We start from the raw sequence: 22,529 nt of genomic DNA on the forward strand, positions 1-22,529 counted from the left end.
GACGTTATTGATTCTTTGCGTTTCAAAATGGCTGCAAATACTAGCGGAAAACCGCGTTTTTTGCATCTCGTAATTCAAACAATTCTACTACTAGTAAGGCATTTTATGTTCTTTTCTCGCAAAGCAGAGCCGCTAAAGCAAAAGGTTGCTGCTATTTTAGCCAAGTATTTCTCGCTAGACGTAGACGATACCTTACCTTGGTGTGCTTTTAGTCAGCCAGAAAATGAAGATGCAGGCGTTACGGTTACTTTGCCATTTTGCATTGCTACACAGTTAGATACGCTTAAACAAGAAGTGCTTAACCAGCTAAAAGGTAAATTAGGTGCCGATAAGCTTACTTTTAAGCAAAACGTTGCCAGTGGCGAAACTGAAGTAGCCCCTGTTACTAATATCAAAAATATTATTGCAGTAGCCTCGGGCAAAGGTGGTGTGGGTAAGTCTACAACCAGTATCAACCTTGCGTTTGCGCTTATGCAAGAAGGCGCGAAAGTAGGTATTTTAGATGCCGACATTTACGGGCCGTCTATCCCCATTATGTTGGGCAACCCTGACGCACACCCTGAAAGTGAAGATAATAAGCACATGCAGCCCCTTATATCACATGGGCTGGTGGCGAATTCAATTGGTTATTTAGTGCCTCAAGAAGACGCGGCCGTATGGCGAGGGCCAATGGCAAGCAGGGCGTTAAAGCAGTTGCTAGATGAAACCCTGTGGCCTGTGCTGGACTACTTAATTGTAGATATGCCTCCCGGTACTGGTGATATCCAGCTTACTATGGCGCAGCAAGTACCGCTGACTGCTTCAGTAGTCGTTACAACGCCGCAGGACTTAGCGTTAGCCGACGCTCAAAAAGGCATAAGCATGTTTGAAAAAGTCAATGTGCCAGTACTTGGGCTTATCGAGAACATGAGCTATTACCAATGCAGAGCCTGTGGCACTAAAGATTATGTATTTGCAAAAGACGGTGGAGAGGCACTGGCCGAACGTCACGGACTGCCGCTTTTAGGCCAGCTACCGCTTGATATTCATATCCGCGAACATGGCGATGCAGGTACTCCGTTGTTACTGGCCTCGCCTGACAGTGCTTTAAGCGAAAGCTACCGTGAAGCTGCGCGGGCACTGTCTATGCAATTAGCCCTCACCGTTGAGCCACGCAAAGGGGCGGTTAAACACATCAAAGGCGACCCAATTGGCATTATTGGGAAAGATTGAAAAAGGGGAAAGATTGAAAGAGATTTGGTTAAGTAATAACAGGTGACGCACAATAGTGTTGAATGTTTAGATTAAAGCCTAGTTAGATGCTGAACAAAGAAAAAATAGAGGCAAGTTTTGGCGCTTAAATTCAAAATTGGCTAAAACTTTATAAAAATTGCGCAAAAGCAGATAAAACAAGCCTTTGAGCAGTTGAATGCACGCGGTGACATACGCATAATAGCGGCCTAACGAAATGAGGAATACACCATGCGCTTGTGCGACCGCGATATCTACCAACATCTTCAAGATGGAAAAATAAAAATTGAGCCTACACCTGATTATGATCAGATTAGTGGTGTAACGGTAGATATCCGCCTGGGTAACAAATTTCGTGTGTTTGAAGACCATCAAGCACCGTTTATCGATTTAAGTGGGCCAAAAGCGCAGGTACAAGAAGCGCTGGACCACGTAATGAGCGACGAAATTGAACTAGAAGAGGGCAAAGCTTTCTTTCTACACCCAGGCGAATTAGCACTGGCCATTACTCACGAGTCAGTAACGCTGCCGGATAATATCGTTGGTTGGCTAGACGGGCGCTCTTCACTGGCGCGTTTGGGCTTAATGGTGCACGTGACGGCGCATAGAATCGATCCAGGTTGGTCGGGCAATATCGTTCTGGAGTTTTACAACAGTGGTAAGTTACCGCTAGCGCTTCGCCCTAAGATGAAAATAGGCGCACTAAGCTTTGAAGTGTTATCAGCACCAGCTGAAAAACCATACAACGCAAGAGTTGATGCGAAATACAAAGGCCAAGCAGGCGCAGTTGCAAGCCGTATTTCGTCTGACGATGAAAATAAGTAAAACAACCTAAAATCAACTTTTTTGGAAAAGCCTCGTGCGTTTCCCGCTAATTACTGATAGAAAATATAAGAGCAATAATTAGGGCCTAAAGCTAAGGCTCTAGCACTTATAATAAAGCGATTAGTAACGGGAAGCGCAATGCACACAAACCCTGAACCTTCTTCAGATACCCTACAACGACAGCCAACACGTAAGAACAGCATTATTCTTTTCGCGTTTATCGCCTCTGTTCTTAGCGGTATGGGCTTGTGGGCTGTAAATCAGCCCAGCGAAATAATCTTTACTGCTGCGATCACACTATTTGTAGCGATACTTTGGGTAACCGAAGCGCTCCCCATTCCCGCTACTTCGCTTCTGCCATTCGCGTTATTTCCATTATTTGGTGTGCTGTCTCACAGTGAAGCTGCGTCTGCCTTAGGAAGCCATGTCATTATTTTATTAATGGCGGCTTTCATGCTTTCAAAAGGGCTAGAACGTGCCAACTTACACAAGCGGTTTGCTATTTATATGCTGCGTTTAACGGGCAGCGGCAGCCCGCTTAAACTGGTATTGGGCTTTATGCTCACTACCGCCGTCCTTAGTATGTGGATTAGTAACACCGCCACGGTGTTAATGATGTTGCCAATGGCCATTGCCATTATTAATGCTGTCGATAACCCCCGATTTGGCGTGGCCCTTATTCTTGGTATTGCTTACTCAGCAAGTTTAGGCGGGGTAGGGACGCCAATCGGCACACCGCCCAATATTATCTTCATGAGCGTGTATGAAGAAACACAAGGTATGGAGTACAGCTTTATTGACTGGATGAAAACTGGCGTACCGATTGTTGTTTTAGGTGTGCCTATCATGGCCTTGTGGTTAGCGCGCGGAATTAAAGAAGTGGGCAACATAGATTTGCCGGTACCTAGCGCATGGACAAAAGCCGAAAAGCGTGTACTTGCCATTTTTGGTACGGTTGCAATGGCATGGATATTTAGACCTTTTTGGACTGCATGGATAGGCGTAACTACTATTAGTGATAGCACTATAGCCGTTGCTGGTGTTGCCGCCATGTTTTTCACCAATAGCGGCAATGATAACGGTGAAGTAGACGCAAAAGGCAACCGCGACAAACTTCTAGATTGGAAAACTGCTAACGATATCCCGTGGGGGATGCTGCTTTTGTTCGCGGGTGGCATTTGTATTGCAAAAGCATTTATGTCTTCAGGCTTAAGTGTGCTGATGGGCTCGTGGTTAACAGGGCTTGCAACCTTACCGGTATTACTACTTGTACTGGGCATTTGCTTATTCGTGACTTTCCTTACGGAAATTACCTCAAATACCGCTACGTCTACTTTGCTTATGCCGATATTGGCAGCAGCAGGTTTAGCGGTAGGCGTTGACCCTAAATTGCTTATGATACCGGCGGCCATAAGCGCAAGTTGCGCCTTTATGCTGCCAGTAGCGACAGCACCGAACGCTATCGCATATTCAACGGAAAAGTTCGATATTAAAACTATGGCAAGAGAAGGAATAATGCTGAACGTACTGGTGGCCTTAGTTGTAACCGCAGTGTGCTACGTTACGTTAGCCTGATAACAAAAAACGGCAACTAGGTGTTTTAATGCAGAAATTTGCGAAGATGGTTAGCAATTGAGCGCTTAAACAGGCTTATTGCTAATTCTCGTTGCATTGTGAACAAATATGAGTAGTATTACTCGCTCTTTCGGTCGGTGTGTAGCGCAGCCTGGTAGCGCACTGTCATGGGGTGTCAGGGGTCGGAGGTTCAAATCCTCTCACACCGACCAACTTTTCCTATTTTTCAATGACTTACCCCGCTCATTGGTTGCTCATGAAATGAGCGTCCCAAAACTGTCCCATAATTGTCCCATTATACAGTAGTACAAGTTTAAGTTTTCCTACCTGTTCATTCATAACTAACTTTCCGTTTCTGGGGTGGTACTCATATACCAATGGTCACAATTCTCCATAGTCGTAACTAGTTAATCCTGAGGTTTACTAAACAGGACATCACTATGACAAAGAAGACTCAGAAGCGTGATCTGCAAATCATGTTCATTCATCAGTTCAAAAGAGCGACAAGAACACCATGGCCCGACAAATTTCGTTTATGTTGGTATTTCAATCCAGAGACACTGGATTACGTGTACGAACATAAAAATGAGCAATTTGTTACGAACGGGTTTGTTATATCAGACGGTCTCGCAAATGAGCTTCCAGAAGAGTTCAGGAAGAAATATTTCGAGCCATCGGAGAGGTGCTTATTGTTCTTATTATTCGAGCTTCAAATCGTTGGTTTTATCAATTCAGATGAAGTTGATGATGGAGAGTTTGAAAATGTTTTCGGTGTAACGAAACATCGTTACTTTTCAGCCGAAGCCATTGATGAGTGGGCTGAGCAGGTTGAATCACTTTAAGGGCTGCTTTGCAGCCCTTTTTTATTAAGTGCTAAAAGCCCCTTCTTGCAGGGTTGAAGTCAATCTTCAAACGAATTCGTGCTGCTAAATCTCGCAGTAAAGAATTTGCAATTCGTAAAAAACTCATTAAGTTTTCAACTAGGGATACATACTAAGAGGGATATCGAATGAAAGCCGGAGCTATTTGTGAGTGAGTTAGAAGCTCATCAAATCATTTGTTTGGTGCTAGGTACTATGAGCGGTGTTTGCCTTACGTCGTTTTTCATAACTATGAATCCGACGTTTGCACTGGTTAACATTCTATTTATAAGCAAAGTTTTGCGGGGTATGCAAAGATACTATGATGACAAATCGTGTAGAAAAAATGGACGTGAGTTGATGTCGCAAGCATTATTACGATTCTTTTAAACAAGGCATGAACTTGAGTGATGGAGCCGCTATTGGCTTCGGACCTTGTAATGCGGTTGATTTTTTAATCTACTCTGAGAAGGTTTTTAACGAGGGACTTTATATGCAGGAATTATGGTTTTTACTACCCATGGTGATTTTAGTCGCAGGTTCTTTATTTATTATCACTAGGGCAAATTACGATGATTGATTAGTTCTTTGCAGACTAATGCGTTTTTATCGGTTTTGACGTCGTTACTCTACGCGTTCCTTCTCCCTAAATGTAGGGCTGGGATTGATACTAAAACAAATCCACGGCTGGTTTGAGCGAAAATCCTCGGTTAAGTGGATAGTTCTTGATGTTAACTTCAGCGCCAAAACAGCGCTTTGCTCACTCGTTAATTATCCTCTCATTTGTCATTATCGCTAGCCCAATCAATTGTGGATAAAATATGTACTGTTGCAACATAATAAAACGCGTAAGGGGCAACGACCAAAAATAACGTTACTCTATCAACTGATCGAACGGTATTATCCATAATCCACCTCAAATTTAGCTTTCTAGGACAAGTGGCTTCTATTTAGGCTAATTTGATTTTATGGGATGGTTATAATTATTACTTAAGGCGATATAACTAACCTAATTACGCTCAATTTTCGATCGACTTTTGTGTAAATACTGCTCTATTGAGTTGGCTGAGCAAAATAAGGTTTGAAATATTGTTTCAATCGATATAACTTATTTCAAAAAGGACTTTAAACAAGTTCAAAATCAAACCTTTATTGAACATTTAAAAGGGAATTATTATGAAGTACAAAAGTATTCTTCCATTTCTAGCTATCGTATTGTCTGGTTGTGGGGCTACTTACACTAGCGTGAAAGAAGGGCCAACTTTGCTCAACAGCGTTGCGGAAACTAAAGAGTTTAAATTCTTAAAGCCAAATCAAGAATTAGCCTCGCAACTTACTGAGAGCGAAATTATCTTAGCAGTCAAAAATGAGATAAGTGAAAGAGCACCTTTCAGTGGTTGCAGAACTCTATGCACAGAACGAAAAAACTATAATGCACCGTTAGAGAAGTGGGGCCGTCAAGTAGCATTGGATCATAAGAATAATGCCATTAATTTGACTTTAATTAATGGCGAGGAATATAAAAATACCGATATATCTTCAAACGTAACAAGAAATTTCAAGTCGACTAGTGTTACCGCAACCTTTAATTATGAGGTAGAAGAAAACTCGGAAAGTTTTGTATTTAAACTTTACCCTGCTAATACAATTAATATTGTGCCAGGTAAGAACCCAGTATTCATGACTTATAAACCTTTAATGTCGGGTGCCAAATTAGAATCTAGATTGGTAAATTTATTTGAGGAAATTACTCCAACGATTGATAAAACCATAATCGAAACTGGGGAGTTCGATGTTGATTTTGATCCGGCTTCAGTGAAAACTAATTTCACCCGAAAGCTAGAATCTTGGAGCGGTCCATCAGTAGAAACCACTACAAAGACTCAATACGATGAATCATTCAAACTTCAAAAAGACGGTGTGGTAGCAAAAGTTGATCTTCAGATATATTTATATCGAGGGAAATCGAAAGTAGAATATCGGATTTCTTATCCATATCAGATTATGTTTGATGGTTCATCAACAATTCCATCATCGTCTACTATGGAGCAATTCGTTAAGCATGTGCAAAATATAGCTAATAGTTAAGTTCGTTTTTAACTGCACGGTAGTTTTTTAACTAATAACAAAGGAAACTACCCTGAGTTATAATTCCTAACTGTGATGTCTTCTAGAACGACGAATTGTAAATAGACTGAAGGGGCAGCGGCGCTCAGCAATACGCAAGGTGCCTCTTTACGCCTCCACCTGCTTTGCGGTCGATAACTGCCTGTCAAATGAAGCTAGACCTCATCAACGCTTCTTGAGCAAAAGATATATTTTGCTCAAAAAAAGCACCCCTAATGGGGTGCTCAATATTGTGAGTCTCTTAGCTTATGCGTAGCATATAAAGAAACTAAAATTAATAGCACTGCTATCGCAATGCAGCCAAACGATAAAAGTAGTAATCTATCCGTTAACGCTTGGTATTCGATATTGTCGAAATGTCCAATTATGGCAAAAGCTGTATTAAAAAATGAATTTAATGCAGCTATTGCTACTAGTGAATTGCTCAGTGCCATCCATTTTCGGCTAAAGCGTGAACAACGGTTAAAAAGCCTCTCATAGTTTATTTTCATATTGTGTTCTCTTAGTTGATGTCCTAAAAATAACTAAGCTTTTTGCATGGAAATTTTTTCTGTCGCGCCATGAGTTTTAGTTTTTTTGACTTTTTTTGATCGACGGGCGAAATTAAATATCTTGCTTAATGGGCAGAGGCGCTAACGCTAAAACAGTTCTTTGCAGCATCGCAGAAAGAACTAAGGCGAACAGTGATGTGCCTTAGTATGCTATGACTTTCTTTAATTTATTCAATTGACTTGAGGCGGACGTGGAGTAACTGCCGCCACGGAATATTATCGACTATTTAGGGTGGTTAACGAAGGTATACGAAAAGTTTGCTTGGTAAGTGACTATTTAATAATGGCTGAGTCAGACAACTCTTTATCCATAATCGCTAGAGTTTCATGAGCTTCGGCGAGCACACTATTGATCGCACCGTAAACCTCAACAGTGCTTTCCTGCTGCTGACTCGACGTGCATAGAGGTATGTTCGTTAAATATGTATTGTTTATCATTGCGATACTCGATGCATATTGAAGCTTGAAGCCATAAAAAAAGGGAGCCTTTAAGGCTCCCAGAGGTCACCCTGAAGGTTTACTTTAAAATGCCTAACACTCTTCCTGCGTCACGAAATCCCTTCAGCCTGATGTCAATAACCCTGTCTTGAGTATTTTTTGCGAGTTTTTCTAACTCTGCAAGTTGTTCGATATACTTAATGCTACTGGTCGCCGCACATTTGTCGTCGCTCAATTGACGTTTACTATCAAACATAAGCTCATAGATTAGACTACATTCAGATGATTTGAATTTTATACTATCGAGCAGCAGTCGTTGTTGGCTGGAAGAGAAAGGAGAGCTTCGACTATCGAATATTCGAGTATGTGCTTTCTCTATCTGTGTTAGAAACCGCTGGCGATGACTGTACATATGCACAAACTCGTAAAGGCCGTCGTTCGATTCCAGTTCCTCAAGATATTTAGTAAGTATTCTGCGTCGTATATCTCCATTATTTTTATTTTTTGAGTTTGATGCTTCCATTTCGATTGCTATTTTTGAGCCGGTATTAGCGTCGACAACTAGCGCATCTACGAGCCTAGGGTCGTTTCCTCGGTGTTCAAGTTGTATCGATAAGTCACGTTCGGTTGCGAACCCAGAGATTTTATTTGCTTTAGCAAGCTCTAAAACAATTAACTGAACTGAAAGATCGTGAATAAGGTTTCGTTCGTTAACACGACTTACATCTGAACGTAAATTCAGTTCTCGATTTAATAGAAGTTCTGCTTCTCTAATCCCGAAAGACGTGAGGACGATAAAACTACGGTCAGTATTAGCAAAAGTCGGATGTACAGATATAACCCCTTTTTTCTTCAATCTATTAATGAGCTTGTTGGCGCTCTCTCGATTGAGACCCAAATGACGCTGAAAAATCGTTTTGCTAGATGCACCGAAAGCTCCAGTGATTGCAATAACAGCATTCTCTCTCATCAATCCCCTTGCCGCCGGATCACTAGGGGCAGATATACAGACGTGACGCATTGAAGTTTCAATTGCTCTTTCTATGTAATTCATTTCTTCTCCTTTGTTATGAATTCACAAATACATAGAAACAGCAACGGGGGAATAAGCAGGGTAAAGCAGTCTACTTTGCATCCTGCCAGAGCTTCGCTAGGCTAGGCATACTGCGTAATGCCATCGCTTTTCTTTCGAAAACCACACACAACTTCGTTGTAGCAACCCTTCTGCAAACGCGAGCGGACGCGACTCGTCGCTGCTCACGCACTCATCGCTGCGCGAATTCGACAGAAGCGTTGCTCGGAGTCAGCTACCGCTGATTAACCACTATTTTCCCTTTCTTCTGCTCGGGGAAAGCGTCGCGTGGGATACCCCGCTCGCAGTGTTCACAACGGTGTTGCGAAGGTTGCAGATTATTGCTGTGCAATACTCAGCAAGTTTGCTGAAGCAAACGAAAAAAGTGGTTAATCTGCGATGCTGACTCCGGCTTCGAGAACCGCTATGTTTCACAAAGCAGTTCTCTACGCAGTAGTTGTTGAGCTGCGCTCAAGCTGTTTTTACGCATTCGTTTCGAATGCGTTGTTGTCATCTTCGATAAGAACATGCTTTGATCATACCAATAATAAAAATAATTTTTCCGTAAAAATTACGCAAAAATTACGCTTTATCCGTAATAGTTTTTAGTGATTTAATGTCCTGACAAATCAGGAGGAAGCTATGAAAGAAACTGAAACAAAATTAAACAAGCAAATATCGAAACACTATATTGAACATGCGTGTTCAATATCAAGCAGTGGGCAAGTCGCAAAGGAACTCGGAATTGAAGCGCCAAGAGTCAGCGAGATAAAGGCAGGCAGGAGGAGACTTACAGCGGATGAAGCTCAAGTATTGAAAGAACTTTACGGAACACCCTCCCAATCTGAAGGGCATTGGGTGGTCGCTGAGTTGATAGATCTTGATTCGTTAAATAAATCACTTGTCGATAACAGTTTAATAAATCAATTGGTAAAAGTAAGTGAGTTTGTTAATTCTGGGGAGTTTATTAACGGTATCTTGAGTTGTATACGTGTAGAGGAGAGTAGAATAAGAGGTTATGAGCGCGTTCAAATAGAGGATGTCGGTGCTAGAAACAACGGAACTCACCAAAAAAATAACCGATTAGTGCGAGAGTATAAACTCAAACTACTTAATCGACTTCTTAGTAATGCCTATTTCAAAAATTGGTGTGACACTGCGGTTCGTTTGTTGACAGATGGAGACGTTAAAAAAGACTTATCGTTTTTTGATAAGTTGTTTTACACGAAAGATGTCACAACACCAACAGTAATAAATGGTAGCGTGCATTGGGACTTTCCAAATGCTGATTTCACAAATCTAATTGGATTGTGTGACCAAATTGAACCAGGTTTCGCTTTAACATTTGAGTCTTATTACCCCACTGAAGATGTCATAAGATTTGTTGCATTAGGTAGACTAACGACTCTTTTAGAAAGCCAAACCTTTTCCCATATTGTAGGTGTTCAAGCTCCGTTTAACTTTAGTAAACAGCTTAATATTAAACCTGACCGGTTACCCAAAAAAGAATATGTGATTGTAGGGAAATGCGTTTGGGATGATGATCGTTTGTTAAAGCTTCGAGAACCAATGACTGAAAAAAGCTTATTACAGATTGATGGAGCTAATTCATCCAGCCTTAACTTGCCAGATGCGTTAGATTTGAATACATCAAAGTATTTATCAATAAGGCTATTCTATACCGAACAATATAGATACGTTGTTGAGATACAGCTTTATCCAGATGAATTATATATCAGTCACAGGAAGATACTTATCGATATAAAGGAAAAAGAAAAGCTGTTCGTTCAGGTTATGGATATTTTGACATTTTTCGATGTTGAACATCACCACACAGTAAACAACATTAAGGCTGCGGTAGCAAAAGAGGGCGGTTACATTCCCTCAGCAATTTATATCGAATAAATCGATTACTGTAACTCCCCAACTTTAAGAGAAAGATAGTCCACGTATTGCTTGTCCTTGGAAGTGACAACTAGCCTGCTTTCTGATACTTTTGTCTAATAAGAAGCGACTACACGCGAGCATCGCACACAAGGACTATCTTGTCACGCTGAAGGGATTCAACTCAGTTCTCAATTAGAGAACAGTCATTGGCCCTTCACGTGAACTGTATACGGAGTACGTATGAGTTCAGTGAACAAAAAAGCGTTATCAGAAACCGATATCATATCTAAGTACATCATGCCTGCTATAAAACTGGCTGGTTGGGATGATATGACCCAAATTCGGCAAGAAGTAAAACTGCGTGATGGTAAAGTTGTCGTTCGCGGAATGGTTGCTGCCCGTAAAAAAGTAAAATCCGCTGATATCGTTCTTTATCACAAACCCTCAATGCCCTTGGCTGTTATAGAAGCTAAAGCCAATAAGCATGAAGTTGGAAAAGGAATGCAGCAAGGGCTGGATTACGCCAAGTTACTAGACGTACCTTTCATCTTCGCCAGTAATGGTGACGGTTTTATTTTTCATGACAAAACGAATCCGCAGCAACTTGAAACCGAAATTAGTCTAGAAGACTTCCCAACGCCTTTACAGCTGTGGGCTAAATACTGTGTTTATAAGGGATATACAGATTCTCAGCTACCTATAATCACCCAAGATTACCACGATGATGGCTCGGGAAAATCACCGCGCTACTATCAGTTGCAAGCTATAAACAAAACAGTTGAGGCTGTCTCCGCAGGGCAGGATCGTATTCTACTCGTAATGGCAACAGGTACAGGTAAAACCTATACCGCTTTTCAAATCATTTGGCGCTTGTGGAAAGCCAAAGCAAAGAAGCGTGTTTTATTCCTGGCAGACCGAAATGTGCTAGTAGACCAAACTCGTATAAACGACTTCCAACCTTTCGGTCAGGCAATGACTAAAATTACCGGCAGAAAGGTCGATCCTGCTTATGAAGTTCACTTAGCGCTGTATCAGGCTTTAACTGGCCCTGATGAAAGCCAGAAGGCTTATAAGCAAGTCGATCCCGACTTCTTCGACCTTATCGTGATTGATGAGTGCCACAGAGGCAGTGCATCAGAGGAAAGTGCTTGGCGCGAAATTCTTGAATACTTTAGCTCTGCTACTCAGATTGGCTTAACTGCTACACCCAAAGAAACCGATGAAGTGTCTAACATCGACTACTTTGGTGAGCCTGTTTACATGTACTCTTTAAAGGAGGGCATTGAAGACGGTTTTCTTGCCCCATACAAAGTAGTGCGCGTGGATTTGGATATCGACCTGCAAGGTTGGCGACCAACTAAAGGGCAGGTTGATAAGCATGGTAATGAAGTAGAAGACCGCATTTACAACCAGAAAGACTTTGACCGTACTTTGGTCATCGATGAGCGTACTCAACTTGTAGCAGAAACAATCACCAATTACCTTAAACGTACCGACCCCTTGGCAAAGACAATTGTGTTCTGTAACGACATCGACCATGCCGAGCGCATGCGAAGGGCCTTGATCAACTGCAACCCAGAACAGTATGCCAAAAACGATAAGTACGTAATGAAAATCACAGGAGATGACGCTATTGGTAAAGCGCAGTTGGATAACTTCATTAACCCCAAACGCACATACCCTGTTATCGCTACTACGTCCGAGCTTATGACAACCGGTGTTGATGCTAAAACCTGTAAGCTGGTTGTTCTCGACCAGAACATTCAGAGTATGACCAAGTTCAAACAGATCATTGGTAGAGGCACGCGCATCGACGATAAATTTGGCAAGCTCTGGTTTACTATTCTTGATTTCAAAAAAGCCACTGAACTATTTGCTGATGAGCGCTTCGACGGTATCCCTGAAAAAGTTATCAGCGCGAAACCTAGTGATATCAATGATGAGGAATCTGATTTTGACGACATCTTAGAAGGCCAAGAATCAGCGGAAGATGCAGAAGGCATAATAGATAGCCCTGATATTATTGATGATGGCGAGTTTGATTTTCCAGAAGGTGATGATTCACCTCAAACAGGTTGGGATGAAGGCGAAGAAACCGCTGTTACTAAATACCACATCAATGGTGTAGCGGTTAAGAAAGTAGGGGAGCGAGTTCAATATTATGATGAAGACGGCAAACTCGTTACCGAATCATTTAAAGACTACACCAAGAAAACCCTCAATAAATCTTTTGCATCCCTCGATGACTTTATTAAGCGTTGGAACAGTGCTGAGCGTAAACAGGCCATCATAGATGAATTAGCATCTGAAGGGGTTATTTGGGAAGTATTGGAAGCAGAAATTGGGAAAGAATTAGACCCATTTGATATGATATGCCACGTTGTTTTCGACCAGCCTCCGCTAACGCGCAAAGAACGCGCAAACAATGTTAAAAAACGCAACTACTTCACCAAGTACAGCGAATTGGCGCAGGCCGTTTTGAATGAGCTATTGAATAAATACAGCGATGAGGGCGTGGAAGCCTTGGAAAGCAAAGACGCCCTTAAAACAGGTAAAGTTGTAGAGTTTGGCCGTCCCATCGAAATTGCCAAAAAAGGCTTTGGCGGGCCAAAACAGTATGAAGCAGCCATAGCTGAACTGGAAAAAGCCATCTACAACACCACGCCAGATAAGTCAGCCTGAGCAGCGCTCACGCCGAACGATAAATAATCAGAGAATAAGAAAATATGTCAGTCAGTACCGTTATTAAATCCATTCAGGACATTATGAGAAAAGACGCAGGCGTTGACGGTGATGCCCAGCGTTTAGGCCAGATGTCATGGTTACTCTTCTTAAAAATATTCGATGCCCAAGAGGAAGAGCTAGAATTTGAAATGGATGAGTACCGAGAGCCAATTCCATCGCAGTACCTCTGGCGTAATTGGGCAGCAGATGATGAAGGTATCACTGGCGATGAATTAATGGAGTTCGTGAATGATGACTTGTTCCCAGCGCTCAAAAATTTGACGGCTCCAATTGATAAGAACCCCCGCGGTTTTATCGTGCGCGAAGCGTTTTCCGATGCCTTCAACTACATGAAGAACGGTACGCTGTTACGCCAGGTGATCAATAAGCTAAATGAAGTAGACTTCACCGACTCTAAAGAGCGCCACTTGTTTGGTGATATCTACGAGCAAATTTTACGTGATCTGCAAAGCGCAGGCAATGCAGGAGAGTTCTATACGCCCCGTGCTGTAACTCGTTTTATTGTAGACAGGGTAGACCCAAAACTGGGTGACAAAGTATTCGATCCCGCCTGTGGAACAGGGGGCTTTTTGGCCTGTTCGGTTGACCACGTAAAATCAAAATACGTAAAAACCGTAGCCGACCATAAAACCCTGCAAAATCAAATTCATGGTGTAGAGAAGAAACAGTTACCGCATTTGTTAGCTACTACAAATATGATGCTGCACGGTATTGAGGTACCCGTGCAAATCCGGCACGACAACACGCTTAACCGCCCACTTTCAAACTGGGACAGTGAGTTTGATGTTATCGTTACCAACCCGCCATTTGGTGGAACAGAAGAAGACGGTATCGAAAAAAACTTCCCCTCTGATATGCAAACGCGGGAAACTGCCGATCTGTTCTTACAGCTCATCATCGAAGTGCTCAAAGACGGTGGTCGTGCCGCAGTAGTATTGCCAGACGGCACGCTCTTTGGTGAAGGAGTTAAAACCAAAATCAAAAAGCTACTCACAGAAGAATGTAATCTGCACACCATAGTCAGACTACCTAACGGCGTATTTAACCCCTATACAGGCATTAAAACCAACCTGCTGTTTCTCACCAAAGGAAAGCCAACCAAAGAGATTTGGTTCTACGAACATCCTTACCCAGAAGGCGTAAAAAACTATTCCAAGACCAAGCCAATGAAGTTCGAAGAATTTCAAACCGAACAGGAATGGTGGGGTACAGAAGAAGATGGTTTTGCTAGTCGAATAGAGAACGAGCAAGCATGGAAAGTTTCAATAGAAGACGTTATCGAACGTAACTTTAACCTCGATATTAAAAACCCGCACGTAGGCGAAGTAGAAAGCCACGATCCAGATGAACTGCTTGAGCAATACGAAGCACAGCAACAAGGGATTCAGGCATTGCGCGATCAACTTAAAGGTATACTGGCGGAAGCTCTGTCATCAGGTCTTGAGGGTAAAGCTTAATGTCAGTAGAAAGCATCATTACTGAAAACCTGGATGTCTGGACATCGGCAATTAAAACCAAATCAACTTCAGGACGGGGGAGTTCCAACAAGCTAGAGTTGTATGGGATAAAGAAGTTACGAGAATTAATACTTGAATTGGCAATAAGAGGAAAACTTGTCCCTAATGATTATGCCGATTTCTCGTTAAAGGAGCACCTTTCCCAATTAAATGCTGCTCGCCTCAATTTAATTGAATCAGGAGCATTGAAGAAAACGAAGACGCAACTACCAGTTTCAGCTGACGAACAATTTTTTGAAATACCTGCTAACTGGAAGTGGTTAAGGCTCGCTGATGTATACGATGTGAGAGATGGAACGCATGATAGCCCCAAGCCAGTAGAATCAGGTTACCCTTTAGTAACAAGTAAAAATTTGTCTTCTGGTAAGCTTGACCTTTCTGACGTGAAATATATATCTGAAATTGATCATAAGAAAATAATTGAACGGTCAAAGGTCGATTTCGGCGACATATTATTTGCAATGATTGGAAGTATTGGTAATCCGGTTATCGTTGATCAGACAGTAGAGTTCAGCATCAAGAATGTTGCTTTATTCAAGTATTTTGATTATGAGCAAAGCTGTCCAGAATACCTTAAATATTACTTGGTTTTTGCGTCGAAAGTGTTCAAGGAACAATCAAGTGGTGGGGTACAACCTTTCGTTTCGTTAGGTAAGTTGAGAGCATTCACCATTCCCTATCCGCCTTTAAATGAACAGATAAAAATAGTTGAAAAGTTAAATGACCTGATGGCTCTATGTGATGAGCTAGAGTTACAAACCGAAGCCAGCATCGAAGCGCACCAAACACTCGTTAAATCACTATTAGAAACGCTCACCAACGCAAAAGATGCAGACGAACTAAACGAAAGTTGGCAGCGCATCAGCGAACACTTCGACGTGCTATTCACCACGGAAGACAGCATCGACCAGCTAAAACAAACCATCCTGCAACTCGCAGTAATGGGCAAACTGGTAAAACAAGACCCCAACGACGAACCCGCGTCAAAACTACTCGAACGAATCGCCGCCGAAAAAGAACAGCTAATCAAAGACAAGAAAATTAAAAAGCAAAAGCCATTGCCGTCAATTTCTGACGAAGAAAAGCCGTTTGATCTTCCTGAAGGGTGGGGGTGGATGTCCTTATCAGAGATTGGTGTTTTCTCTGGTGGCAAGACACCAAGCAAATCAAATGGGGCATATTGGAACGGAAGTATACCTTGGGTAACGCCTAAGGATATGAAAGTCGATAGAGTTTATGATTCTGAAGATCACGTTACGCAATTAGCTGTCAATGATGGGCTTATGAAAATTGAGCCAGAATCTATATTACTAGTTGCAAGAAGCGGAATATTGCGGCGAAGATTTCCTATTGCCATCACAAAGACTGTCTGTACAGTGAATCAAGACCTTAAGGTTCTTAATCTTATAGATAAGAAACTCTCAGAATACGTACTTCTAATGATGAAGGGTTTTGAGAGGTTTATAATCGAAAACTTAACAAAAGTAGGAACTACCGTCGAAAGTTTAAAATTTGATGAATTTTCAGTTTGCCCATTCATACTTCCGCCATTCAATGAACAGGAGCGTATTGTTACAAGAGTAGAAGAGTTGTTAGTCTTGTGTGATAGTTTGAAAGAAAAGCTTAAAGTGAGAAATGGAACTCAACTAAAAATTTCAGATGCTCTCGTTTCGAGTGCTACTTAGCGACATATGCGCATTTTTTTGGCTACTAAATGGCTTTTTAATATCTTGATGGTGAGTGAAAAGTCAAAAGACGGCGTTTTAAGCTCTTTTAAAATTGCTTTATTGGAGAGGTAACGCAATGCCACGTTGGTCTCGATGGATTGATATGATTTTTCGAGTTGAAGTTATCAAATTAGTAGGCTTGTGAGAAGGAACGCATGAAACCAAAGTTAGATATTAAAGAAAAAATTCTAAGTTTATTTGAGGATGATTCATTCCCATCCCTGGTTGTCTTGAACGGGAAGTGGGGAACAGGCAAAACTGTCTATCTTAAGACAGAGTTTATCCCCAAAGTTGATAATGCAGTTTATATTTCGGTGGCAGGTTTAAGAACGAGGGATGACTTTATAAACCATCTTTTGGGGGCATTAACCAATGTAAACGGAGAAGGTGCTAACTTTCTAGCCAAAAGTTTAAAAACAACTACGGCTGCACTGGATAAGGCACTAGATAAAACTGATAAAGGACTATTGGCTTTTTTCAATGGAATGACTGGAATTGCTAAAGAGACAATGCTGAACCGAATCGGCGAGCGTTTAATCGTCGTTGATGATATCGAGCGCCTCTCTGAAATATCCTTTGCAAAGCAAGTTATAGAATTATGTTACAACTTAGCTGAGCAGAATGGTACAAAATTTCTGTTTGCCACTGATTTTGAAAAGTTAAGTGCAGAAAAAGAATTTAAAGAAAAGTTCTTTAATGATGTAGTAGCTTATCAACCGACAGTTGACGATCTTATAAAGATTGCTTTTAGTGATGAAATCTATGAACACCACCATCGTCTTCTTGAAAGTAATCTCACACGACTCGAAGTGGACAACCTTCGAGTAATGATAAGAATGAGTAAGCGTATCAAGTTTATTTATTCTGCTGTTTTGCAACAATATGAGGTGAACGAACAGAGAACCTTAGCAAGTTTAATAAACGACGCTTTTTCAATTGTATTTCTCGCTCAGGTAGGTAAATCAGAAAGTCAGATAAAAGCGTTTTATAGCGCAGCGTATGGATTTGCTGAAGACGACGAGTTAGATAAGCAACATAGGCAAAAAATTGGTGGTTCATCCATGCCTCTTGAGGGGGCAATCACAATCTTCAGTGGGAATGATTTCCATTTTAATGATCTATTTAAAGTGGTCAGATTGTTCTTGAAAGGTGACCCAGTTGATGAAGCCATATACAAAAGCACTATGATCGGTGAGATCTTTACCAAGGATTTTCTAGACCAAAATGTAGGTGAGTTAAGCAATTACATCTACAACGAGAAGTATCCTGAACTTAATAGATGGCTAGAGGCTTGTTCAGCTTACATTACATTGATTACATTTGAATATATTGAAGCTAGTGAAAGTAGTTTTTTAGATGAGGTGCAAACCCTTTTTCGAAGTAAGTCATTTACCATATTAGAGGAGCGAGGAAGAATTGTTGAGGTAAATAATGCTCGTTTATCAGTGTTGGGAGATGAGTATTACGCAACTTGGCAAAAGTATAAAAGAGAGGCGCACTTTGAACTTTTGTGTGAGGAAGTCGCTGAAGGCTGGCGGTACGAAGCGCTACAAATTGAAGACTGGGAAGTCGAAGCTTTATCACGCTTGGATAAAGATTATTGGGTAAAATCCTTCGCTAGTTGGGAGCCATACTCATTTAGAAGGTTAGGGATTTTTTTGCTCGAGCGCTTTGGCTACGATAAACCCAAAAGTCTCTTCTCCATTGAACATGAGGCTCGGTTGTTGAAGTTGATTCATAAAAGCATTATAGAGTATTATAAAACGAGCGACTTGGAATTCGGAAGTAAACGAGCTGAAGTGAAAAGACTAGTTTTTTTGAAAGAAAAACAAGATAAATTTTACAGTGCTGAACTTGCTGATTCTTCGCTTCATACTGGTTAAGACTCATGATACGCAGAAATACTTGGAAAGCATAAGTGTTTACGACTTGATTTATGGGGGGCAAATAGGGCCAAAAGTAAAGTAATAAAGAGTAATGAAAATGATGTCTAAAACGCTACAGGCCCCCTAAAAACAACATCTCAGCACAAGTCAGCAGCGAAGCTTTATCTGGCTTCAAATGCCATTTTATCTATTCCCAAAACGTTGTCATTAGGTATTGTTCTTTTACCACCTGAATTATTGAGGATATTAAAAGGGTCTAGTAAGATTCTCCCAATCTTTCGGACTCTTTCAACTTATTACGCATATGATATTAATTGTCTATTGGGACTGTGGCACGGGTAATTTTTTATTGCGTGTGATCACTCATTGTCTCAAAAAGGCTTACTCTGAAACAAATTAATAAAACTATAAGTTCGCCAGAGAAGTCAAAAAACACGTTGTAAATGGAGAAACGCAGTATGGTAAAGGATTACGATTCTCAGCCTAGTTTTGATAATAATAAACAAGAAACACCTGAATCTAAAACCGATAACAACGAAGCCAAGCCTTCACAAAATCAAAACGAGCAGCCACTAAAGAACCTAAGGCTAAGTGATTCAGAATCTAAATTCATTCTTAAAGCCAGAAAAAAACTTAGGTTACTCGATCCCGAAGGTGTCTATCAATTTAGAGGAACCGCGATACCTTTGTATCAGCCTTTTATACATCTAATCTCGCTGCTGTTTTCGATACATTTAATCTTTTTCTTCTTTACGCTTTTGGTAACTTCAGAAGTTGAGCATTTAGACGGTGTTGGTAAGACATCTGATATAACAGCAGTAGACAAGTTATTCATGATAACCCTTGCGGCGCTAACAGTTTTCAAGCTGAAGAAACTCGTTTCTGTGAAAGTCACAAACTATAACGTCAGATATAAATTAGCGCTGGCTGCGAACGCATTTAACCGTATAGCTATAAATTTAGTTAAATTCGCAATTTACTTTTTTGCATTCATGCTATTCATAATAACTGTAGACCGCCCAAACGAAACAATATCAGGCGCTTTCGACATGTTAGAAAACGGTGCGATAGCAGAATCACTCGCGTTTTTTTCATGGATAGTAACAACGCTCATTTTTGTGAAAGCGTTTAAGCGTTTTGGCAAGGAGTAAATCGATGAAGTATCTTATTATATTAGCTATTTTAGTTTTCTCTTCACAATCTTTTGCGAAAGAACGTTTACCTTCCAACTGCGCCCACCTAAGTGAAGTATCAAAAGCTTCCTTTGTACTATTCAACAAGAAAGAATTTATGCAATTAGGAGAGTGCTTAGCAATCGCAGCGTTAAAAAATCAAAAAAAGCTTGACCTTAAGCGCTCTTGCAACGAGGTAGACGAGGATAGGCGGAATTTTTTTGGAATACTATCTTTGTCTAAGCTTGAGTCAATTCTGCTAGGCCAATGTATGGGAACGATTAACTACATTTATGAACACTACAATAAGGAAAGAGTTAACCATTACAGGTATCGTACAAACCGCCGAATTGTTTACCGCTGCAACAAAGGTATGAAAGCAGTAGATATTCTTAGGAGTATCAACGAGAAGGAAGTAGGGCGAAGTGATGTTCGTGACCTACTTTGTGACGAGGTGTACTACTGATGGAAAATGTAGAAGTTCAATCGTTCCTAGAGTTAGCTCGCATATGTCTGAAAACAGAAGACTTACCAGATAGTATTCGAAGGCCACTTAATACCATATTTGCTAAAAAAAGTGGTGCAAACCTATATAGGCCGAAAATTATTTGCGAAAAAACAAAAGGTATTCCACAAAACAAACACCCTATTCTTAAAGGTAGGCGAAACTCTGTTAGGAATATTCTGTGTATCTGGTATCTATTAAATGGAGATACCAAAAAGACGAAGGAATTTCTGCAAAGCTATGCGAAGTCAGGGATGACTGAAAAATACGAACAAGAGTTTTTAGAGCTTGCCAATCAGCAGTATTTAGAGTTTTTTTGCTTAGGTGTAGTTAGAGAAAACATTCATGAAATAATTGAAGCGCTTAAATCATCTGAATTCGATTTGTTCAGGGATAAACTCCCATCCCCTTTTTTTTCTAATCAGAATGACCCTTCTGACATATCGCCAATTTTAACAGCGTATTCTCAAGTTATTCCTTGGGAATATTACATGGGACGATACGAGGAAGCAGAGTCTTTCTTCAGTGACAAGGAGTATGACAAGGCTAAAGAAATATTGCGTAAACTTGAAGAAGACGCTGTCATTCGTCTTCCTGTTGTAGAGGCGCTGAATAAGAAAATAAAGGCTATCGAGGCAGAAACAGACGAAGCCTGGAAGTATTTTCAAAAAATGTTGAATTGATGCTTGTTTGTGCGGCGCACAAATAAAAACTGGCTATCGTCGAAACAAAGGAGATAGCCATGACGACACTACGCAAACTTTTTAACCAATACGAATCGGCTGAGTGCCATAAGTACATCTCTAAAGCTGTACATATAGAGGAAGGCCTCAAGTCCGGTAAAAGCTATGCCGAACTTGGCGGACGTCAATTGAGCTTAGCGAAAGGCTTGATACGATTTAAATTAGGCAACTACCGTCTTATATTCAAAAAAGCTCGTGAAGAGTTCATTCCTGACAGTCTAATTCAACGAAAGCACTTAGAACGTTTCCTCAAGCGAAGGTGATACGTGTTTGTATCGCACTTTCAACTTTAAAAAGGAAACAAAGATATGTCTCAAAAGAAAAAAATTAAGCCAACGGACAATTCTGCAAACCAGAAAAACCCTAACAAAGGAACACCTGGAACTAACAAGCAGTATGACCAGAAACATGGTAATCGTAGTAAGCAAATTCAACAGGGAGGTAAGTAATATGAATACTGTAATGGCTCAAGTTGCAAATAAGGCGTTCCAACAAAACATAGAGGCTGATGTCGGCAATTATAATGAGCAGCACGCGGCAATAAATTCGCTAAATTTGGATAAGTTGAAATGGAAGCTTTCCAAGTCGTCTGAGGCCACTTGGACTGAAGAGTTGATAGACTTCGCAGAAGAGGAATACAAAAAGTTTCTTTTCTTGAAGCTGATTTATCCTAAAGTTGCCCTAGTGCCTAATAAGCTTGTAGACAAGTTTTGGCATGAGCATATCCTTGATACGGTGGCGTACCAGAAGGATTGCGAAGCAATATTTGGCTACTTCATTCACCATTACCCATACTTTGGTATCTACGGTGATGATGACCAACGCTCATTGCAAACTGCCTTTGACGAAACTGTTGCGTTGTATGAAAAGCATTTTGGAAAATATCCAACAGATGTGCTTTATGGTGCGAACAGTAACAAAGCTGCGCGTTGTGGGGATGATCATGCGTGTCACGCACCATCTTCATGCGCCTGTCGTGTACCTGGTGCATGTAAATAAACTTATTTTATCTTCCTAAATAGAGCACCCTAGGGTGCTCTAATCATTATACTTAATTGGAGGCATCTTTTTCCGCCAAATTTTACAAATTAGCGCTGTGCCGCGAAGCAAAAAATAGAGTCCAGCCTTTCAGTGTGATGAATGATTACGAACTTTAAGTGAAGTATCCTCCTGCAACCTTCTCATTTCGGCACACCTATATAAAAGCTGCACCTGTCCACTTCCCATAACGCGGTAGCTATTCTTTACTGGCGGTTTTATCTGCTATGTTGGCTTTGGAACTATTCCGGATGGTTGGTAGAATTTTATACATCCTGAGGCTGTGAGCGTAAATTTCAACAGCAAAACTCTTTACTTTTTGAGTGAGCTAAATATCAAGTGAAGGCAATTACATTGTTGCTGACTATGCAGTCAATGAAATTGAAAATGCCATATTTTTCATTATATTTCAAATAAATAAAATCATTTTTATAGGCCTCATAAGCTATTATTTAGCAAACTTCGCTTGATTATAGTTTTCAAAGTGTTGAGATTTTTTTCAAATTTTTTTTAATCTTTTATTACTATAAAGTTCAACACTTTATTTTAATTTTGTTTGTGAAAAGTACCTTTTCGTCCACAAAAGCACATAATCTTGCATCGAAAAACTTAACTTTTTTTGTAACATGAC

The 22,529-nt window shown here is 40.8% G+C and carries 18 protein-coding genes and 1 tRNA gene; 17 read left to right on the top strand and 2 right to left on the bottom strand.

All coding sequences use genetic code 11. The annotated features are described in order from the left end of the window. Positions 1-105: 105 nt before the first annotated feature. From apbC to V7R55_RS10795, 6 genes are all read left to right on the top strand, one after another. Entirely contained in the window at positions 106-1,212 is a 1,107-nt protein-coding gene (gene apbC, locus V7R55_RS10770; RefSeq protein ID WP_334059471.1) for an iron-sulfur cluster carrier protein ApbC, read from the top strand. Between the two features lie 249 nt (positions 1,213-1,461). Next, on the top strand, positions 1,462-2,055 hold the full coding sequence (dcd, locus tag V7R55_RS10775; RefSeq protein ID WP_334059472.1) for a dCTP deaminase: 594 nt from the start codon (positions 1,462-1,464) through the stop codon (positions 2,053-2,055). 138 nt (positions 2,056-2,193) lie between these two features. Then, positions 2,194-3,630 (top strand): SLC13 family permease, encoded by a 1,437-nt coding sequence (locus V7R55_RS10780; protein WP_334059473.1) that lies wholly within the window; start codon positions 2,194-2,196, stop codon positions 3,628-3,630. 135 nt (positions 3,631-3,765) lie between these two features. Then, a tRNA-Pro gene (locus V7R55_RS10785) sits at positions 3,766-3,842 on the top strand. Positions 3,843-4,070: 228 nt separating this feature from the next. Then, a complete protein-coding gene (locus V7R55_RS10790; RefSeq protein ID WP_334059474.1) occupies positions 4,071-4,472 on the top strand; it encodes a hypothetical protein in 402 nt (133 codons plus the stop codon). A 1,194-nt stretch (positions 4,473-5,666) separates the two neighbouring features. Next, a complete protein-coding gene (locus V7R55_RS10795; RefSeq protein WP_334059475.1) occupies positions 5,667-6,578 on the top strand; it encodes a hypothetical protein in 912 nt (303 codons plus the stop codon). Positions 6,579-7,441: 863 nt separating this feature from the next. On the opposite strand, the gene V7R55_RS10800 is transcribed toward V7R55_RS10795, so the two are convergent. Both V7R55_RS10800 and V7R55_RS10805 read right to left on the bottom strand, forming a co-directional pair. After that, a complete protein-coding gene (locus tag V7R55_RS10800; RefSeq protein WP_334059476.1) occupies positions 7,442-7,606 on the bottom strand; it encodes a hypothetical protein in 165 nt (54 codons plus the stop codon). 79 nt (positions 7,607-7,685) lie between these two features. After that, complete coding sequence (locus V7R55_RS10805) at positions 7,686-8,660, bottom strand: hypothetical protein (RefSeq protein ID WP_334059477.1); 975 nt, start codon at positions 8,658-8,660, stop codon at positions 7,686-7,688. A gap of 660 nt (positions 8,661-9,320) precedes the next feature. Here V7R55_RS10805 and V7R55_RS10810 point away from each other — a divergent pair. From V7R55_RS10810 to V7R55_RS10860, 11 genes are all read left to right on the top strand, one after another. Beyond that, a complete protein-coding gene (locus tag V7R55_RS10810) occupies positions 9,321-10,583 on the top strand; it encodes a hypothetical protein (RefSeq protein ID WP_334059478.1) in 1,263 nt (420 codons plus the stop codon). Between the two features lie 222 nt (positions 10,584-10,805). Further along, positions 10,806-13,247, top strand: coding sequence for an EcoAI/FtnUII family type I restriction enzme subunit R (gene hsdR / locus V7R55_RS10815; RefSeq protein WP_334059479.1), 2,442 nt, complete (start codon positions 10,806-10,808; stop codon positions 13,245-13,247). Positions 13,248-13,291: 44 nt separating this feature from the next. After that, entirely contained in the window at positions 13,292-14,767 is a 1,476-nt protein-coding gene (locus tag V7R55_RS10820) for an N-6 DNA methylase (RefSeq protein WP_334059480.1), read from the top strand. After that, complete coding sequence (locus V7R55_RS10825) at positions 14,767-16,512, top strand: restriction endonuclease subunit S (RefSeq protein ID WP_334059481.1); 1,746 nt, start codon at positions 14,767-14,769, stop codon at positions 16,510-16,512. Before V7R55_RS10820 ends, V7R55_RS10825 begins: the two co-directional genes overlap by 1 nt. A 197-nt stretch (positions 16,513-16,709) precedes the next feature. Continuing rightward, positions 16,710-18,437, top strand: a complete 1,728-nt coding sequence (locus V7R55_RS10830; RefSeq protein WP_334059482.1) for a P-loop NTPase fold protein — start codon at positions 16,710-16,712, stop codon at positions 18,435-18,437. Positions 18,438-18,898: 461 nt separating this feature from the next. Continuing rightward, positions 18,899-19,591: a hypothetical protein gene (locus V7R55_RS10835; protein WP_334059483.1), complete on the top strand. Its 693-nt coding sequence runs from the start codon at positions 18,899-18,901 to the stop codon at positions 19,589-19,591. Between the two features lie 4 nt (positions 19,592-19,595). Continuing rightward, positions 19,596-20,078 (top strand): hypothetical protein, encoded by a 483-nt coding sequence (locus V7R55_RS10840; RefSeq protein WP_334059484.1) that lies wholly within the window; start codon positions 19,596-19,598, stop codon positions 20,076-20,078. Next, positions 20,078-20,800 (top strand): hypothetical protein, encoded by a 723-nt coding sequence (locus tag V7R55_RS10845; protein WP_334059485.1) that lies wholly within the window; start codon positions 20,078-20,080, stop codon positions 20,798-20,800. The genes V7R55_RS10840 and V7R55_RS10845 overlap by 1 nt, the downstream gene beginning before the upstream one ends. Positions 20,801-20,859: 59 nt before the next feature. Then, positions 20,860-21,123, top strand: a complete 264-nt coding sequence (locus V7R55_RS10850; RefSeq protein ID WP_334059486.1) for a ParE family toxin-like protein — start codon at positions 20,860-20,862, stop codon at positions 21,121-21,123. A 45-nt stretch (positions 21,124-21,168) separates the two neighbouring features. After that, positions 21,169-21,309 carry a hypothetical protein gene (locus V7R55_RS10855; RefSeq protein WP_020745037.1) on the top strand — a complete coding sequence of 47 codons (141 nt, stop codon included), beginning with the start codon at positions 21,169-21,171 and terminating at the stop codon, positions 21,307-21,309. A 1-nt stretch (position 21,310) separates the two neighbouring features. Then, positions 21,311-21,859: a glycine-rich domain-containing protein gene (locus tag V7R55_RS10860; RefSeq protein WP_334059487.1), complete on the top strand. Its 549-nt coding sequence runs from the start codon at positions 21,311-21,313 to the stop codon at positions 21,857-21,859. The last annotated feature ends 670 nt before the right edge of the window (positions 21,860-22,529 follow it).

It is taken from the genome of Alteromonas sp. S005 (genome assembly GCF_036864475.1).
Taxonomy (GTDB): domain Bacteria; phylum Pseudomonadota; class Gammaproteobacteria; order Enterobacterales; family Alteromonadaceae; genus Alteromonas.

What these genes read in the sequence shown, in the direction of transcription:
- apbC (WP_334059471.1), top strand. Translation starts at nt 106, where the DNA reads ATGTTCTTTTCTCGCAAAGCAGAGCCGCTAAAGCAAAAGGTTGCTGCT.
- dcd (WP_334059472.1), top strand. Translation starts at nt 1,462, where the DNA reads ATGCGCTTGTGCGACCGCGATATCTACCAACATCTTCAAGATGGAAAA.
- V7R55_RS10780 (WP_334059473.1), top strand. Translation starts at nt 2,194, where the DNA reads ATGCACACAAACCCTGAACCTTCTTCAGATACCCTACAACGACAGCCA.
- V7R55_RS10790 (WP_334059474.1), top strand. Translation starts at nt 4,071, where the DNA reads ATGACAAAGAAGACTCAGAAGCGTGATCTGCAAATCATGTTCATTCAT.
- V7R55_RS10795 (WP_334059475.1), top strand. Translation starts at nt 5,667, where the DNA reads ATGAAGTACAAAAGTATTCTTCCATTTCTAGCTATCGTATTGTCTGGT.
- V7R55_RS10800 (WP_334059476.1), bottom strand. Translation starts at nt 7,606, where the DNA reads ATGATAAACAATACATATTTAACGAACATACCTCTATGCACGTCGAGT.
- V7R55_RS10805 (WP_334059477.1), bottom strand. Translation starts at nt 8,660, where the DNA reads ATGAATTACATAGAAAGAGCAATTGAAACTTCAATGCGTCACGTCTGT.
- V7R55_RS10810 (WP_334059478.1), top strand. Translation starts at nt 9,321, where the DNA reads ATGAAAGAAACTGAAACAAAATTAAACAAGCAAATATCGAAACACTAT.
- hsdR (WP_334059479.1), top strand. Translation starts at nt 10,806, where the DNA reads ATGAGTTCAGTGAACAAAAAAGCGTTATCAGAAACCGATATCATATCT.
- V7R55_RS10820 (WP_334059480.1), top strand. Translation starts at nt 13,292, where the DNA reads ATGTCAGTCAGTACCGTTATTAAATCCATTCAGGACATTATGAGAAAA.
- V7R55_RS10825 (WP_334059481.1), top strand. Translation starts at nt 14,767, where the DNA reads ATGTCAGTAGAAAGCATCATTACTGAAAACCTGGATGTCTGGACATCG.
- V7R55_RS10830 (WP_334059482.1), top strand. Translation starts at nt 16,710, where the DNA reads ATGAAACCAAAGTTAGATATTAAAGAAAAAATTCTAAGTTTATTTGAG.
- V7R55_RS10835 (WP_334059483.1), top strand. Translation starts at nt 18,899, where the DNA reads ATGGTAAAGGATTACGATTCTCAGCCTAGTTTTGATAATAATAAACAA.
- V7R55_RS10840 (WP_334059484.1), top strand. Translation starts at nt 19,596, where the DNA reads ATGAAGTATCTTATTATATTAGCTATTTTAGTTTTCTCTTCACAATCT.
- V7R55_RS10845 (WP_334059485.1), top strand. Translation starts at nt 20,078, where the DNA reads ATGGAAAATGTAGAAGTTCAATCGTTCCTAGAGTTAGCTCGCATATGT.
- V7R55_RS10850 (WP_334059486.1), top strand. Translation starts at nt 20,860, where the DNA reads ATGACGACACTACGCAAACTTTTTAACCAATACGAATCGGCTGAGTGC.
- V7R55_RS10855 (WP_020745037.1), top strand. Translation starts at nt 21,169, where the DNA reads ATGTCTCAAAAGAAAAAAATTAAGCCAACGGACAATTCTGCAAACCAG.
- V7R55_RS10860 (WP_334059487.1), top strand. Translation starts at nt 21,311, where the DNA reads ATGAATACTGTAATGGCTCAAGTTGCAAATAAGGCGTTCCAACAAAAC.